11 protein-coding genes are annotated in these 13607 nt (G+C 74.5%); 3 read left to right on the top strand and 8 right to left on the bottom strand.

All coding sequences use genetic code 11. The annotated features are described in order from the left end of the window. Positions 1-17: 17 nt before the first annotated feature. Entirely contained in the window at positions 18-1250 is a 1233-nt protein-coding gene (locus QE401_RS13625) for an N-acetylmuramoyl-L-alanine amidase (RefSeq protein WP_307138723.1), read from the bottom strand. Positions 1251-2099: 849 nt separating this feature from the next. Between QE401_RS13625 and QE401_RS23045 the strand changes: the two genes are divergently transcribed. The 3 genes from QE401_RS23045 (at position 2100) to QE401_RS13610 (ending at position 7361) form a co-directional block, all read left to right on the top strand. Further along, a complete protein-coding gene (locus tag QE401_RS23045; protein WP_307138722.1) occupies positions 2100-5414 on the top strand; it encodes an Rne/Rng family ribonuclease in 3315 nt (1104 codons plus the stop codon). Positions 5415-5463: 49 nt separating this feature from the next. Continuing rightward, the gene (locus tag QE401_RS13615) at positions 5464-6516 is read left to right on the top strand and encodes a bifunctional GNAT family N-acetyltransferase/(deoxy)nucleoside triphosphate pyrophosphohydrolase (RefSeq protein ID WP_307138721.1); all 1053 of its coding nucleotides are present in this window, start codon (positions 5464-5466) and stop codon (positions 6514-6516) included. 80 nt (positions 6517-6596) lie between these two features. Next, a complete protein-coding gene (locus QE401_RS13610) occupies positions 6597-7361 on the top strand; it encodes a competence/damage-inducible protein A (RefSeq protein WP_307138720.1) in 765 nt (254 codons plus the stop codon). Between the two features lie 56 nt (positions 7362-7417). Here QE401_RS13610 and QE401_RS13605 read toward each other — a convergent pair whose 3' ends face one another. The 7 genes from QE401_RS13605 to QE401_RS13575 form a co-directional block, all read right to left on the bottom strand. Then, a complete protein-coding gene (locus tag QE401_RS13605; RefSeq protein ID WP_307138719.1) occupies positions 7418-8317 on the bottom strand; it encodes an NAD(P)-dependent oxidoreductase in 900 nt (299 codons plus the stop codon). A gap of 16 nt (positions 8318-8333) precedes the next feature. Next, positions 8334-9290, bottom strand: a complete 957-nt coding sequence (locus QE401_RS13600) for a Bug family tripartite tricarboxylate transporter substrate binding protein (RefSeq protein ID WP_307138718.1) — start codon at positions 9288-9290, stop codon at positions 8334-8336. A gap of 63 nt (positions 9291-9353) precedes the next feature. Next, a complete protein-coding gene (locus QE401_RS13595) occupies positions 9354-10508 on the bottom strand; it encodes an Ldh family oxidoreductase (RefSeq protein WP_307138717.1) in 1155 nt (384 codons plus the stop codon). A gap of 58 nt (positions 10509-10566) precedes the next feature. Beyond that, on the bottom strand, positions 10567-11244 hold the full coding sequence (locus QE401_RS13590; RefSeq protein ID WP_307138716.1) for an RraA family protein: 678 nt from the start codon (positions 11242-11244) through the stop codon (positions 10567-10569). Positions 11245-11334: 90 nt separating this feature from the next. After that, complete coding sequence (locus QE401_RS13585; protein WP_307138715.1) at positions 11335-11535, bottom strand: hypothetical protein; 201 nt, start codon at positions 11533-11535, stop codon at positions 11335-11337. Then, positions 11529-12551 (bottom strand): M14 family metallopeptidase, encoded by a 1023-nt coding sequence (locus QE401_RS13580; RefSeq protein ID WP_307138714.1) that lies wholly within the window; start codon positions 12549-12551, stop codon positions 11529-11531. The genes QE401_RS13585 and QE401_RS13580 overlap by 7 nt, the downstream gene beginning before the upstream one ends. A 140-nt stretch (positions 12552-12691) precedes the next feature. Further along, positions 12692-13588, bottom strand: a complete 897-nt coding sequence (locus tag QE401_RS13575) for a cation diffusion facilitator family transporter (protein ID WP_307138713.1) — start codon at positions 13586-13588, stop codon at positions 12692-12694. Between the last annotated feature and the right edge of the window lie 19 nt (positions 13589-13607).

Here is a 13607-nt window from a genome sequence, read left to right as displayed (position 1 = left end):
TCTTGCTTTCCTTGCCTTTACCCGGTCCGTCCCAGCACGCTGGTGTGGTGCTGCGCCACCCAGCCATGGATGGCCTGGGTCAGGCAGCGGGCGATCAGCGTGCGGTGGGCGGGGCGGTTCAGCGCCGCCTCGTCGCGCCGGTCGGAGAGGAAGCCCATCTCGACCAGCACGCTGGGCACATCCGGCGCCTTCAGCACGGCGAAGGAGGCCTGGCGGTGGGTGTTGGGCAGCAGGGTGACGTTGCGGTCGAGGGAGTCGACCACGAAGCGCGCCATGCGGGCCGAGCCGACGCGGGTTTCCTGCCGCACCAGGGAGAAGAGGATGCGCTGCACCTCGGGCGAGACGTCGGGGATGCGCAGGCCGCCGGCGGCATCCGCCCGGTTCTGGCTCTGCGCCAGCCGGCCGGCCAGGGCGTCGGAGGCGCGGTCGCCCAGGGTGTAGACGCTGGCGCCGCGCGCCCCGGGGGCGGAATCGGCGTGCAGCGAGATGAACAGCGCCGCCTCGCGCCGGCGGGCGAAGTCGACGCGGCCATCGAGCGGGATGAAGACGTCGCGCGAGCGGGTGAGGGCCACGCGGCAGCGGCCGCCGGCCTCCAGCTGGCGCTTCAGCTCCAGCGCCGCGGCCAGGGTGATGCGCTTCTCATAGGTGCCGGCGACGCCGATGGTGCCGGGATCCTTGCCGCCATGGCCGGGGTCGAGGACGATCAGCGGCAGGTTGCGCGCGGGGGCGGCGGCGGTGGCGGCGCCGCTGCCGAAGCGGCCCTCGCCGATGGCGCCGCGGGCCAGCCGGGCGAAGCCGGGCTGGGTGCCGGGACCGATCTCCACCAGCAGCCGGCCGCCTTCCACCGCCGCGCGGCGCACCGAGACGGGGCCGGCCAGGTCGATCAGCAGGCGGCGATTCGGCGCGTCCCAGCGCGCGGCGCGCACCGGGCCGACGCCAGCGAGCCGGGCCGGGCCGCGCCAGGCGCTGCCGGGCAGCGCCAGGACCAGCCGGGCCGGGCGGGTGGTGGCGGAGAGGCGCCAGCGCGTGGCGCTGTCGGCCTCCAGCGACAGGCGGGCGCCGCCCTCATGGCGGTCCAGCCGGGCGGCGGTGATGGCGGCCTCGGCGGCGGCGGGCAGGGCGAAGCCGAGCAGGCCGAGCCCGCCCAGCAGCAGATGGCGTCGCGAGGGCGCGGGGTGCTGGCCGGGATCGTCCGGGCGCCCCTCCGCCCCTGGCTCTGCGGGATGGCCCATGCCGGGCTGCTCGCTCATCGCGCGGCTCTCCCCCTCTCGGTCTGTGGCCTGGCCGGCGGGTGTCCCCCTCCCATCGGCCAGGGCGGCGCCGGGTGGCCGGCGCGCGCATGCGGTGGCCCGGGCGGGCGGGATGGCCTGGCCAGGCCCCGCCCGCGGGCCGCGAATCGCCGGGCCCGCCGGCCGTATTGCCGCGGAAAAACGCCGCGACGGCCCTGTTCCCCTGCGGGTTCCGGGATGGCTGGGGCTGGCTGTATCACGGCAGGGCCGCAGGATCACGGGCAAAGTTCATGTAACATCTCAGCATCGCAATGCCTTGTGGAAGGGCAGGGCGCCGCCTATGGTGCCTTGCCCCGGCGGCACGCGCCGCCGGCGGAGGGTCCGGGCCCGGCCGCCCGTCCCATCCTGGCTCCAGCCGCCTTCGCGGCGGGCTGATGTCCAGCCGCGGTTGCGGCGGGCAGGATGCGGTGCGGCCGTCAGGAACTGGCAAGGGGTTGCCCCTATGATGTGCGGGGGCAGGGTTGCCCCGTTGTGCCGATGTTCCGCGGCCCGCTTCGCCGGCGTGTGCGCAAGGCGCGGAAGGGGGCCAGGGCGATCGCCCAGCCCCTGCCACGTGCCTGCCGCTGGCCCGTTCGCGCCGCATGGCGCCGCTTCGCGCGGTGCCGTGGCGCGGTCCCGGGGCCTGCGCGCGGCGCGCTCCACAAGGGCCCCCCCATCCGGGGCGCGGCCCGCCGAGACGAGAGGTCGGAACCAGAGCCGCATGGCCACCGCTTCGCCACGCCGCCTGTGCGATCCCGCTGCCTCGGGCCTGCCCACCCATTGCCGCCGCCGGCAGCGCGACCGCGCCGGCGGCCTGGAGCATCCCGGTTCATGACCAAGCGCATGCTGATCGATGCATCCCACGCCGAAGAGACACGCGTGGTGGTGCTGGACGGCAACCGGCTCGAAGAATTCGACATCGAGACCGAGAACAAGCGCCCGCTGAAGGGCAACATCTACCTGGCCAAGGTGGTTCGCGTCGAACCCAGCCTGCAGGCCGCCTTCGTCGAATATGGCGGCAACCGCCACGGCTTCCTGGCCTTCGGCGAAATCCACCCCGACTACTACCAGATCCCCGTCGCCGACCGTGAGCGCCTCCTCGCCCTGCAGGCGGAAGAGGCGCAGGACGAGGAGGAGGACGAGGTCTCGGACGCCGAGGCCGACGAGATGGTCGCCGCCATCGAGCGCATGGCCGATGCCGATGAGGCGGGCGAGGCGTCCGAGCCGGGCGAGCCCCGCAGCCAGGCGATGTCGAGCGGCGAGAGCCGCAGCGCCGACCCCGAGGCGCTGCTGGCCGCCGAGGCCGCCGCCGCCGAGGCCACCGTGCCGCATGAGGGTGTCGCGATCGGCGAGCCCGCCGACGGCCCCGCCCCCGAACTGCCCGCCGCCGAGCTGTCCGCCGCCGAGACCGCCGAGGCGGAGGAGAACCCGCCCGAGACGCTGGGCGGCCGCGGCAAGGAAGAATCCGACGAGAATGGCCGGGAGGAGCGCCGCATCCCGCCGCGCTTCCTGCGCCACTACAAGATCCAGGAAGTGATCCGCCGCCGGCAGATCATGTTGGTGCAGGTCGTCAAGGAGGAGCGCGGCAACAAGGGCGCGGCGCTGACCACCTATATCAGCCTGGCCGGCCGCTTCTCCGTGCTGATGCCGAACTCGCCGAAGGGCGGCGGCATCTCGCGCAAGATCACCTCGATCGCCGACCGCAAGCGGCTGCGCGAGGCGATCGACGAGCTGAACATGCCCCGCGGCATGAGCATGATCGTGCGCACCGCCGGCGCCGGCCTGCCGAAGCCCGAGATCCGGCGCGACTGCGAATACCTGCTGCGGCTGTGGGACGACATCCGCGAGCGCACGCTGCAATCGACCGCTCCCGCCCTGATCTATGAGGAGGCGGACCTCATCAAGCGCTCGATCCGCGACGTGTTCGGCCGCGACATCGAGGAGATCCAGGTGGAGGGCGAGGGCGCCTACCGCCAGGCGCGCGACTTCATGCGCATGCTGATGCCGCAGAACGAGCGCAAGATCCGCCTCTACCGCGACGCCACCGTGCCGCTCTTCGCCCGCCACGGCGTCGACGCGCAGCTCGACGCGATGATGTCGCCCACGGTGCAGCTGAAATCGGGCGGCTACATCGTCATCAACCAGACCGAGGCGCTGGTCGCCATCGACGTGAATTCGGGCCGCGCCACGCGCGACCGGCACATCGAGGACACGGCGCTGCGCACCAACATGGAGGCGGCCGAGGAGATCGCGCGCCAGCTGCGGCTGCGCGACCTGGCCGGCCTCATCGTCATCGACTTCATCGACATGGAGTCGCCGCGCAACGACGCGCAGGTGGAGCGCCGGCTGAAGGAGGCGCTGAAGAACGACCGCGCCCGCATCCAGGTCGGCCGCATCAGCCATTTCGGCCTGCTGGAGATGAGCCGCCAGCGGCTGCGCCCCAGCCTGACCGAGCATTCCTTCATCACCTGCCCGCATTGCCAGGGCCTCGGCATCGTCCGCAGCCCGGAAAGCGCCGCGCTGCAGGTGCTGCGCCAGATCGAGGAGGAGGGCGCCAAGCGCCGCGCCGCCGAGATCCAGGTGTCGATCGCGCCGGATCTGGCGCTGCACATCCTCAACCGCCGCCGCGACCGGCTGAGCGAGATCGAGGCCCGCTACAACATGGCGGTGCTGTTCGAGGGCGATGCGAAGCTGTCCGGCCCGCAGATCCGCATCGAGCGGCTGCGCGCCCAGACCGCGCCGGAGCCGCAGAGCGCCCCCGCCGCGCTGCGCATGGATTTCGCCCCCGAGGCGGAGCCGGAGCGCGCCGAGACCGGCCGTGCCGAGAATGGCCGCGCCGAGCCGGCCCGGGCCGAGGCCGTGGCCACGCCCGAGGCGGCTGCCGGTGCCCGCCCGGAGGTGGCCGGCGAGGCCGCCCCGGCCAATGGCGAGGAGGACCGCAATGGCGATGGCCGCCGCCGCCGTCGCCGCCGCCGCCGCCGTGGGGGCCGCCGCGAGGACGGCACCAGCCTGAACGGCGCCGCCGAATCCGAGTCGGAGGCCGATGAGGGCGAGGAGGAAGAGGGCGACGCCGCCGAGGCGACGGCCGAGGCCATCCCGGCCGCGCCGCTGCTGGCCGAGGAAGAGCCGGATGTGGTGCCCGATTTCGGCGGCGAGTTCTCGCCGCGCGACGGGGCCGAGCCGCGCTCGCGCCGCCGCGGCCGCCGCGGTGGCCGCCGCCGCGAGGGCGAGGCGCCGCGTCCGGAGGCCGGCCAGCCGCCGCGCCAGGACCGCCGCCCCGAGACCCGCCACGAGCCGCGCGCCGAGGGCCGTCCGGAGCCGCGCCAGGGCGAGAACCGCGCCGCGCGCTATGCCGGCCCGACCCCGGCGGATCCCTTCGCCGGCACGCTGGACGACATCTTCGACGCCATGGCGGCGGCCGAGGAAGCGGCCCAGCAGGCCAGCCTGGTGAAGCCGGTGCCGCTGGCCCAGGGGCCGGCGCCGCAGCCGGTCGCCGCCCCGGTGGTGGTCGAGCCCGCCCCGGCCGCGCCCGAGCCGGCCGCCGCGGTGCCGGAAGCGGCCCCCCCGGCCGCGCCGGAGCCCGCCGCGGCGGCGCAGGCCGAGCCGGCGCCGGAGCCGGTGGCTGAGGCGCCCGCGGCCAAGCCGCGCCGCGCCAGCCGCAGCCGCAAGGCGGCGGTGGCCGAGCCGGCCGCCGAGGCCGCGCCCGAGGCCGCGCCGGTTGCCGCCCCCGAGGCGGTGCCCGAGGCGGCGGCGGAAGCCCCGGCCAAGCCGCGCCGCGCCAGCCGCAGCCGCAAGGCGGCGGTGGCCGAGCCGGCCGCCGAGGCCGTGCCCGAGGCCCAGCCGGAAGCCGCCGCCGAGCCGGCGGCCGAGGCCCCGGCCAAGCCGCGCCGCGCGCCGCGCAGCCGCAAGCCGGTGGCCGCCCCCAGCGCCGCCGAGCTGCCGGCCGAGCAGCCCGCCCCCGTGGTGGAAGCCCCGGTGACGGCTCCGGTGGCGGCCGCCGCCCCGGCCGCTGCCGAGCCCGCTGCCCCCGAGCCCGCCGCCCCCGCGCCCGCCGCTGGCGAGCCGGTGGCCGCGCCGCCGGTGCAGCCGGTGATCGTCGAAGCCTCGCCGGACGCGCCGAAGAAGCGCGGCTGGTGGAAGCGCTGATCCGCATGGCCCCGCGGCGCGAACCGCCGCGGGGCCCCTCGGCCCGCCCATGAGCACCACCACCCCCCAGGACCGGCCCGCCGACACCGGGGCCACCCCCGCCTTCGCCCCGCTGCGCACCGAGCGCCTGACGCTGCGCCTGCTGCGCCCCGAGGACGCGGCCGAGCTGCACCGGCTGATCAATGACTGGGAGGTGGTGCGCTTCCTCTCCCGCGTGCCCTTCCCCTATCCGCGCGAACTGGCGGATGAATGGATCGCCTCCACCCATCGCCAGCTGGAAGAGGGCTCGGCCTGGCACCTGGCCATCGTCGGCCAGGATGGGGACAATGAGGTGCTGGTCGGCTGCGTCGGCCTGACGCGGGAGGCCGGGACCCGCCGCGCCGAGCTGGGCTACTGGGTCGGCCGCCGCTTCTGGGGCCATGGCGTCGCCGCCGAGGCCGCCGGGCGGCTGGCGCGCTGGGGTCTCGCCCATCTCGACCTCGACCGCATCTTCGCCCATGTGCTGGAGGAGAATGGCCGTTCCGCCGGCGTGCTGAAGCGCATCGGCATGGCCGAGACCGGCCGCACCGAGGCGCATTTCCTGGCCCGCAACACCCGCCTGCCGGTGGTCTGCTTCGAGGGCGGGCGCGAGGATCTGGTTGCCCCCGCCCCGCCCGAGCCGGTCGCGGCGCTGGCCGAGCCCCCCGCCGCCGCGCCGGATGCCAAGCCGATGCTGCTGGTCGCCGCCTGCGCCCTGGTCGACCCGGATGGCCGCGTGCTGCTGGCCCGCCGGCCCGAGGGCAAGCCGATGGCCGGGCTGTGGGAATTCCCCGGCGGCAAGTTGGAGCCCGGCGAGACGCCGGAGGACGCGCTGATCCGCGAGCTGCGCGAGGAGCTGGGCATCGATGTCTCGGCCGCCTGCCTCGCCCCCTTCACCTTCGCCAGCCACGATGCCGGGCGCTTCCACCTGCTGATGCCGCTCTATCTCTGCCGCCGCTGGGAAGGCGCGGTGGTGGCGAAGGAAGGCCAGGCGCTGGCCTGGGTGCGGCCGAACAAGCTGGCCGATTACGCCATGCCGCCGGCCGACAAGCCGCTGGTCGCCCTGCTGCGCGATTTTCTCTAGGCGGCGGGGGCCTCGGCCCCCCCTTCCGCCCTGCCGCGATGCGCCTAGATTGGCGGACGTCCCACACAGCGGAACCCGCCATGACCCAGCCAACGGCCTGCCTCCTCATCATCGGCAATGAGGTGCTTTCGGGCCGCACCCAGGACGCCAACCTGAAATTCCTGGCGACCCGGCTGGGCGAGCGCGGCATCCCGCTGCGCGAGGTGCGGGTGATCCCCGATGTGCGGGAGACCATCATCGCGACCGTCAACGAGGTGCGGGCGAAATTCACCTACGTCTTCACCACCGGCGGCATCGGCCCGACGCATGACGACATCACCGCCGAATGCATCGCCGCCGCCTTCGGCGTGCCCTGGGAACCGCACCCCGAGGCCTGGGCGCGGCTCGAGGCCCATTACGCCCGCCAGGACCCGCCGGCCGAGTTCAACCCCGCCCGCCAGCGCATGGCCACCATGCCGCGCGGCGCGACGCTGATCGACAACCCGGTCTCCATCGCCCCCGGCTTCATCATCGGCAATGTGCATGTGATGGCCGGCGTGCCGCGCATCATGCAGGCCATGTTCGACGGGCTCGCGCCCTCGCTGCAGGGCGGCACCCCCGTTGCCTCCCGCGCCGTGCACGCCAATGGCATGCTGGAAGGGCGCGTGGCCGAGGGGCTGGGCGCGATCCAGGCGCGCTTCCCCGGAATCGATATCGGCTCCTACCCCTATTACCGGCCGAGCGGGAACGGCGTCTCGCTGGTGGCCAAGGGCACCGATCCGGCGCAGCTCGACGCGGCGCTGGAACAGATGACGGCGCTGATCAGGGAACTGGGATACACGCCGGTGGCAGGGGAGCCCGGCTAACCAAAGCAAAGCAAGGCCAGGGGAAAAGTATTCCCCCTGGACCCCCTTCCTTTCTGTCAGGAAAGGCCGGACAGCTCGGCGACCAGCGTGCCGAGAGCCGTGGAATCCAGGCCGCCACGGCCGGTGTTCACGACCGCCTCCATCATCTGGGCGGCGAGCGCCGTGGCCGGGGCGTGCACGCCGTGGTCGCGCACGGCCTGCTGCGCCAGGCGCATATCCTTGCGCATCAGCTCGGCGCGGAAGCCGGGGGCGAAGGCGCCGTCCAGATAGCGCTTGGCATGCACCTCCAGCACCGCCGAGCGGGCCGAGCCGCCGAGCAGCGCCTGGCGCATCGCCTCCGGATCCAGCCCCGCCTTGCGGCCGAGCGACAGCGCCTCGAACACCGCCTGCATGGTGGCGGTGATGATCAGCTGGTTGGCCGATTTGCAGACCTGCCCGGCGCCCGAGGGGCCGAGATGCGTCACCGTGCGCCCCACCGCGGCGAACACCGCCTCCGCCGCGGCGAAGGCCGCCGCGTCGCCGCCCACCATGCAGGTCAGCGTGGCGTCGCGCGCGCCGGCCGGGCCGCCGGAGACCGGGCTGTCCAGCAGATGCGCGCCGCGCTCCGCCAGCAGGCGCTTGGCGAAGCCGGCGGTGGCGCCGGCGGCGATGGTCGAGAAATCGATCACCACCGCGCCGGGCGCGACGCCTTCCGCCACGCCGCCGGGGCCGAACAGCACCGCCTCCACATCCGGCGTGTCGGGCAGGCAGAGGCCGATGGCGGCGGCACCGCGCGCCGCCTCGGCGGGGCTCGCCGCCCAGGCGGCGCCTTCCTGTTCCAGCGCCTCCGCCTTGCCGCGGCTGCGGCTGTGGACCGCGAGCGCGAAGCCGGCGCGGTTCAGATTGGCCGCCATGGCGGCGCCCATCACGCCGAGGCCGAGAAAGGCGAGGCGGGCAGGGGGGCGGATCGGGTCCATGCAATCTCCTTGCGGGTCAGGCGCTGCGCAGCGCGCCGCGGATATCGTCCAGCAGCCGGTCCATGGCGGCCTGGAAGGCGCGGCCATCGGCATAGCCATCGGTCTCGCCGATGCGCTCCAGGAAGCGCCGCCAGGTCGCACTCTGCAGCCCCTGGCGGAAGCGGTCATGGTGGTAGCCGACCATGGCGTCGGTCATGCCGGCGGGGCCGACCCAGCCCTTCTGGTTGTCGGCCACCACCTCGAAGCCCAGCTCGCGCAGGGTCGGCACGTTGGGCCAGGCGGGGGCGCGCTCGGCCGAGGCGAGCGCGATCGGCACGATGTCGCCCGAGGCGGCGAGGCCGCCCAGCTCGTCCGAGGCCTGCACGCCGAGATCGATGTCGCCGCTGAGCAGCGCCTGCGCCACCGGCCCGCCGCCGGTGTAGGGCACATGCAGGAACTCCACCCCGGCGCGCTTTTCTAGCAGCAGGAACAGGGAGTGGGAGAGGGTGCCGGCCCCGGCCGAGCCATGGGTGATGCGCCCCGGTGCCTCGCGGGCGGCGGCCATCACCTGGCGCATGTCGCGGAAGCGGCCGGTCTTGCCGCGCACGCAGATGAAATGCCCGTGCCGGGTCAGGCGGATGACCGAGCGGAAGCTGCTCTTGGGGTCGTAGGGCACGTCGCGATGGGCGGGGATGGAGGTGCTTTCGCTGCCGCCGGCCAGCAGCAGGGTCTGGCCGTCGGGGCTGGCGCGGGCCACGGCCTCGGCCGCCAGGGCGCCGCCGGCGCCGGGCCGGTTCACCACGACCAGCGGCACGGGGTAGAGGGGCTGGCAGGCCTCGGCGATGGTGCGGGCGATGATGTCGCTGCCGCCGCCGGGGGCGAAGCCGGCGATCAGCTGCACCGGCCGGGTGGGTTCCCAGCCGGGGCTGGCGCGGGCGAGGGCGGGGGTGGCGAGCAGTCCGGCCAGCGCGGCGCGGCGCGTCATCCTGGACATGATGATCTTCCCTGTGGCCCCGCTGCGCGGGGTCTTTTTGTTCGGATGGAAGGTCCAGGAAACTCAGTTTCCTGGCCGGGAGAGCGCGAGAGGGGCGGCGCCCCTCTCGCTGCTGTCTTGGCCGGGCGTGCTCGGCCGCAGCAGGAAGTCGACCTTGGCGCGCGCGCAGATGGCGGCGATCTTCTCGGCCAGGCTGTCCGGCACCGGGATGCCCTGTTCCAGTCTTTCGGCCCGTGCCGTTCTTTCCGGGTCTCCCGGCACCAGCACCGGCCGGTCGGGATGGCTAGGCGGTGTGGCCCGCATGGTGTCGAGCAGGGTGGCAAGATCGGTGTCGAAGTCTTCGCGCGGGCGGAAGGCGGCGGGATCGATGGCCAGGAAGAAATGCCCGATATTGTCCGGCGCGCCCGGAGGCTGCCTGCGGTCGCGCAGCACGGAGAGGGCGCCGCCGGTCAGCGTGCCGGCCAGGATCTGCACCATCAGCCCCAGGCCATAGCCCTTGTGCCCGCCGCCCAGCTCATCGCCGCCGAGCGCGGTGAGCCCGCCCTCGGCGCGGCGGAACAGCCACTCCATGCCGTCCGCGGCGTCGGTGACGGGGCGGCCGGCGCCATCCACCACCCAGCCTTCCGGCATGGGCTTGCCGTTCAGCTCGTAGACCTTGACCTTGTTGCCGGCGACGGTGCTGCTCGACATGTCGAGCACGAAGCCCGGCTCGCCCGCCAGAGAGGGCGTGGCCAGCGCCAGCGGATTGGTGCCGAGGCGCGGCATGGCGCCGCGCGGCGGCACCACCAGCACGCTGCGCGCCGTGGTCATCACCAGGCCGAGCAGGCCGCGCCGGGCGGCGAGCCGCGCATAATGCCCGGCGGCGCCGAAATGGTGCGAGTTGCGCACGCCGACAGCGGCGATGCCGCTGCGCAGCGCCATCCCGGCGGCCAGCTCCATGGCCATGGCGGCGACCGGGTGGCCGAGGCCGGCGCCGCCATCGACCAGCGCGGTGGCCGGGCCCTGGCGCAGCAGGCGGGGGCGGGCGGCCAGGTCGACCTGCCCGTCGGCGCGCATCTGCTCATACATCATCAGCATCGACAGGCCGTGCGAATCGATGCCCATCAGGTCGGTCTCGACCATCGCCTCGGCGGTGACCTCGACCAGGTCGCCGGGCATGCCCCAGGCGGCGAGGATGGTGGCGATCTGCTGCCGGATGGTCCCGGCCTGGATCAGCATGGCGGCGTGTCCTCCCGGAGGGCGCGCCCCGCTCTGCCGGCGGGGTCGCGCGGCGGTGTCAGCGCTGGATGGCATAGCCCTTGGCGGCGAGGCTCTCGCCCACCCAGCCGCGCTCCCAGCCGGCGCCGCGGATGGCGGCGGTGGTGGCGGCCTCCTTCGCGGCATGCGCCTCGGCCGCGTCCAGCACGGCGGCCGCCGCCTCGCGCGGGACCACCACGATGCCATCGGCGTCGGCGGCGATCAGGTCGCCCGGGAACACCACCTGGCCGCCGCAGGAGATCGGCTGGCCGATCTCGCCCGGGCCTTCCTTGTAGGGGCCGGCCGGGGTCGCGCCGCGCGCCCAGATGCCGAGGTCGAGCGCCGCCAGCTCCCGCACATCGCGCACCGCCCCGTCGATCACCAGGGCGCCCAGGCGGCGCTGCTCGGCATGGCTGCACATTAGGTCGCCGGCGAGCGCGATGGAGAGGTCGCCGCCGCCATCGCAGACCACGACATCGCCGGGCTGCGCCAGGTCGATGGCGCGATGGAGGAGGAGATTGTCGCCGGGGCGCACCCGCACCGTCACCGCCGGGCCGCAGACGGCGCGGCGCCCGCCATAGGCGAGGAAGCCGCCGCGCATGGCCTGCAGGCGCTGCATGACATCGCCGATATTGGCCGCCGGCAGGCGGGCAGCGCGCGCCACCAGCTCGGGCGCGATGCGGGGCTGCTGTTCGGCGATGCGCAGGCCGATGCTCATGCGGGGTTTCCTCCGGGTTGTTGCGGCCAGACTGGCCCGATTTGTCGACTGTATGCAATCCACAAAGCGCGCTGCCCCGGCCTGGCGCGCTCAGTCCATGGCGATGACCCAGAGGACCCATAGCAGCGGGCTGACCACCGCCAAGGCGAGCAGGCCCAGCCGCCAGCGCCAGGCCGGACGCTGCTCCCGCCATGCCGCCCAGCCCAGGCCGAGCGCCACCAACAGGGTCAAGGGCCAGTTCAAGACCATGGTCACCAGCACGAGCTCGACGGGGGTGACGCCGATCAGCACGCCGCGGCGGCCGCGCCCGATGGCAGCTGCGCCGCGCCACCCGGGGCCACTTCCGGCCCGTCGAGGAACCGCGCCAGCCGCACCGCGGTGTGGCCGCGCAGGGTGCGCGGGCTCGGCATCACCAGCAGGCAGTCATCATGCGGGGTGCGGATCTCCGTCTCGCCATCCAGCGCCAGCAGGGTGTTGCGGGCGGGGATGATGTCGCCGCCGCGAAAGGGCTGGACGAAGGCGAAGCCATGCGTGCCGGCGACCACGGTGCGCGTCACCTCGGCCAGGCGGCCGGGCGGCGCGGGCCGCCAGCCGGGCGGCGGCGGCAGCAGCCCGGTCTCCACCAGCAGGGCGGTGGCGGAGGCCTCCATCACCTCCAGCGTCCGCCGCTCCCAATGCTGCCCGGCTTCCACCAGCAGGGCGGCGCGCGGCCGGGCGGGGTCGGTGAAGCTGCTATGGTCGATCAGCCTGCGGCCGGAGGCATGGCCCTGGCCATCCGCCACCACCAGCGGCGGATGGCCCAGGCGCCGCGCCAGGGCGCGCGCCGGCGCGGCGGCGCCGGCCAGGATCAGCGGGTCGGAGGGCCAGAGCATCGAATGCAGGTCGAGCAGCACGTCGATGCCGGCGATGAAGGGCCGCAGCTCGCGCGCCCGGTCCAGCTCGGTGCTGCGGCGCGGCCCGTCCAGCAGCTTGTCGCACCAGACGCGGTTCAGGTCCTCGTCGACGAAGCGGCTGAGCGTCGGGTCGGCCGGGTCGAAGCGGGCGAAGGCCGCCAGGTTGCCGAACAGGATGCTCAGCCGGCCGCGCGCCGGGCGCAGCCCCTCGCGCAGCCAGCGCGCCAGCAGCAGGGCGCCGGCGATCTCATTGCCATGGATCAGCGCGCTGAGCGCGACATGCGGGCCGGGCTCGGCGGCGGCGAAGCTCCACACGCCCGGCAGGGTGTTGCCGGCCAGGAAGTCGCGCAGATCGGGCACCGGCAGCTCGACCGGGAAATGCGGCAGCAGGGAGGGCGCCCCCGTGCCGGTCATGCGGCGCGGTTCCCCCCGCCGGTCCCGATGGCCCGTCCGGATGTCGCGATCGGCAGCGCCCCCATCCGCATTCCCCCATGCTCTGCCCCGCAACTCTATACGGCAGCGCGGCAGCGGCAACCGGGGGGCGAGAGGGCGGCTCAGCAGGGGCGGGGGATCACCACCACCTCGGCGCCGGGGATCAGCGCCTCCAGCTCGGCCTGCACCGCCTGCATCACCGCGGCGACCTGGGCGAAGCTCTGGGCCGGCGCGAAGCCCAGCTCGATCTCGATCTGCACCCGGGTGCCGGAGCGGCGGCTGCGCACGGCGAGCAGCGCCTCGTAATCCTCGAAGCGGGCGGCGAGCGCGCGGTTGATCAGCGCCTGGCGGTCCTCCTCCAGGCTGCGGTCCAGCAGGTCGGGCAGCGAATCGCGCCACAGCCGGGCGGTGACGCCCAGCATCACCACGGCGACGAACAGCGCGCCGCCGGCATCGGCCGCCAGGCTGAGCATGCTGCCCGGCGCCCAGGCGGCGGCGGCGATGGCCAGCACCACCACGGCGGAGGAGAGCAGCTTGGACAGGCGGGTGCGGATCTGCCCGGTCATGATCACCGAGCGCCCGTCGCGCCCGGCCCGCCACAGCGCCCAGAAGGCGGCGGCGTTCATGCCGAGATTGACCAGCGACAGCGGCAGGGCCAGCCGCACCGCCTCGTTCGGCGCGCTGCTCGGCAGGTGGATCTTGCCCAGCGCCCCGGCCGCCAGCCAGACGGCGCCGGCGGCCATGGCCAGGCCGATCAGCAGGTTGGCGAATTGCTCCAGCTTGCCGGCGCCGTATTCATAGGCCGCCATGCGGCCGCGATGGATGCGCCGCATCAACAGGAAGACCAGCAGCTCCAGCGCGATCATCAGCCCGCCGCGCAGCGCCTCGGCCACCACCGTCAGCGACTGGGAGGAGAGGCCGACCGCGACATAGACGAGGAAGATGGCGATGTCGGCCAGGGCGCAGAGCAGCATCGAGCGCTCGCGCCGCCGCGCCGCCGCATCCAAGGCCTGTCGCATCCCCGCACCTCCCGCCCGC

Source organism: Pseudoroseomonas cervicalis (assembly GCF_030818485.1).
In the GTDB taxonomy this organism is placed as follows: domain Bacteria; phylum Pseudomonadota; class Alphaproteobacteria; order Acetobacterales; family Acetobacteraceae; genus Pseudoroseomonas; species Pseudoroseomonas cervicalis_A.
Note: the sequence above shows the minus strand (reverse complement) of the source record. Positions and strands in the feature narration are given on the sequence as shown.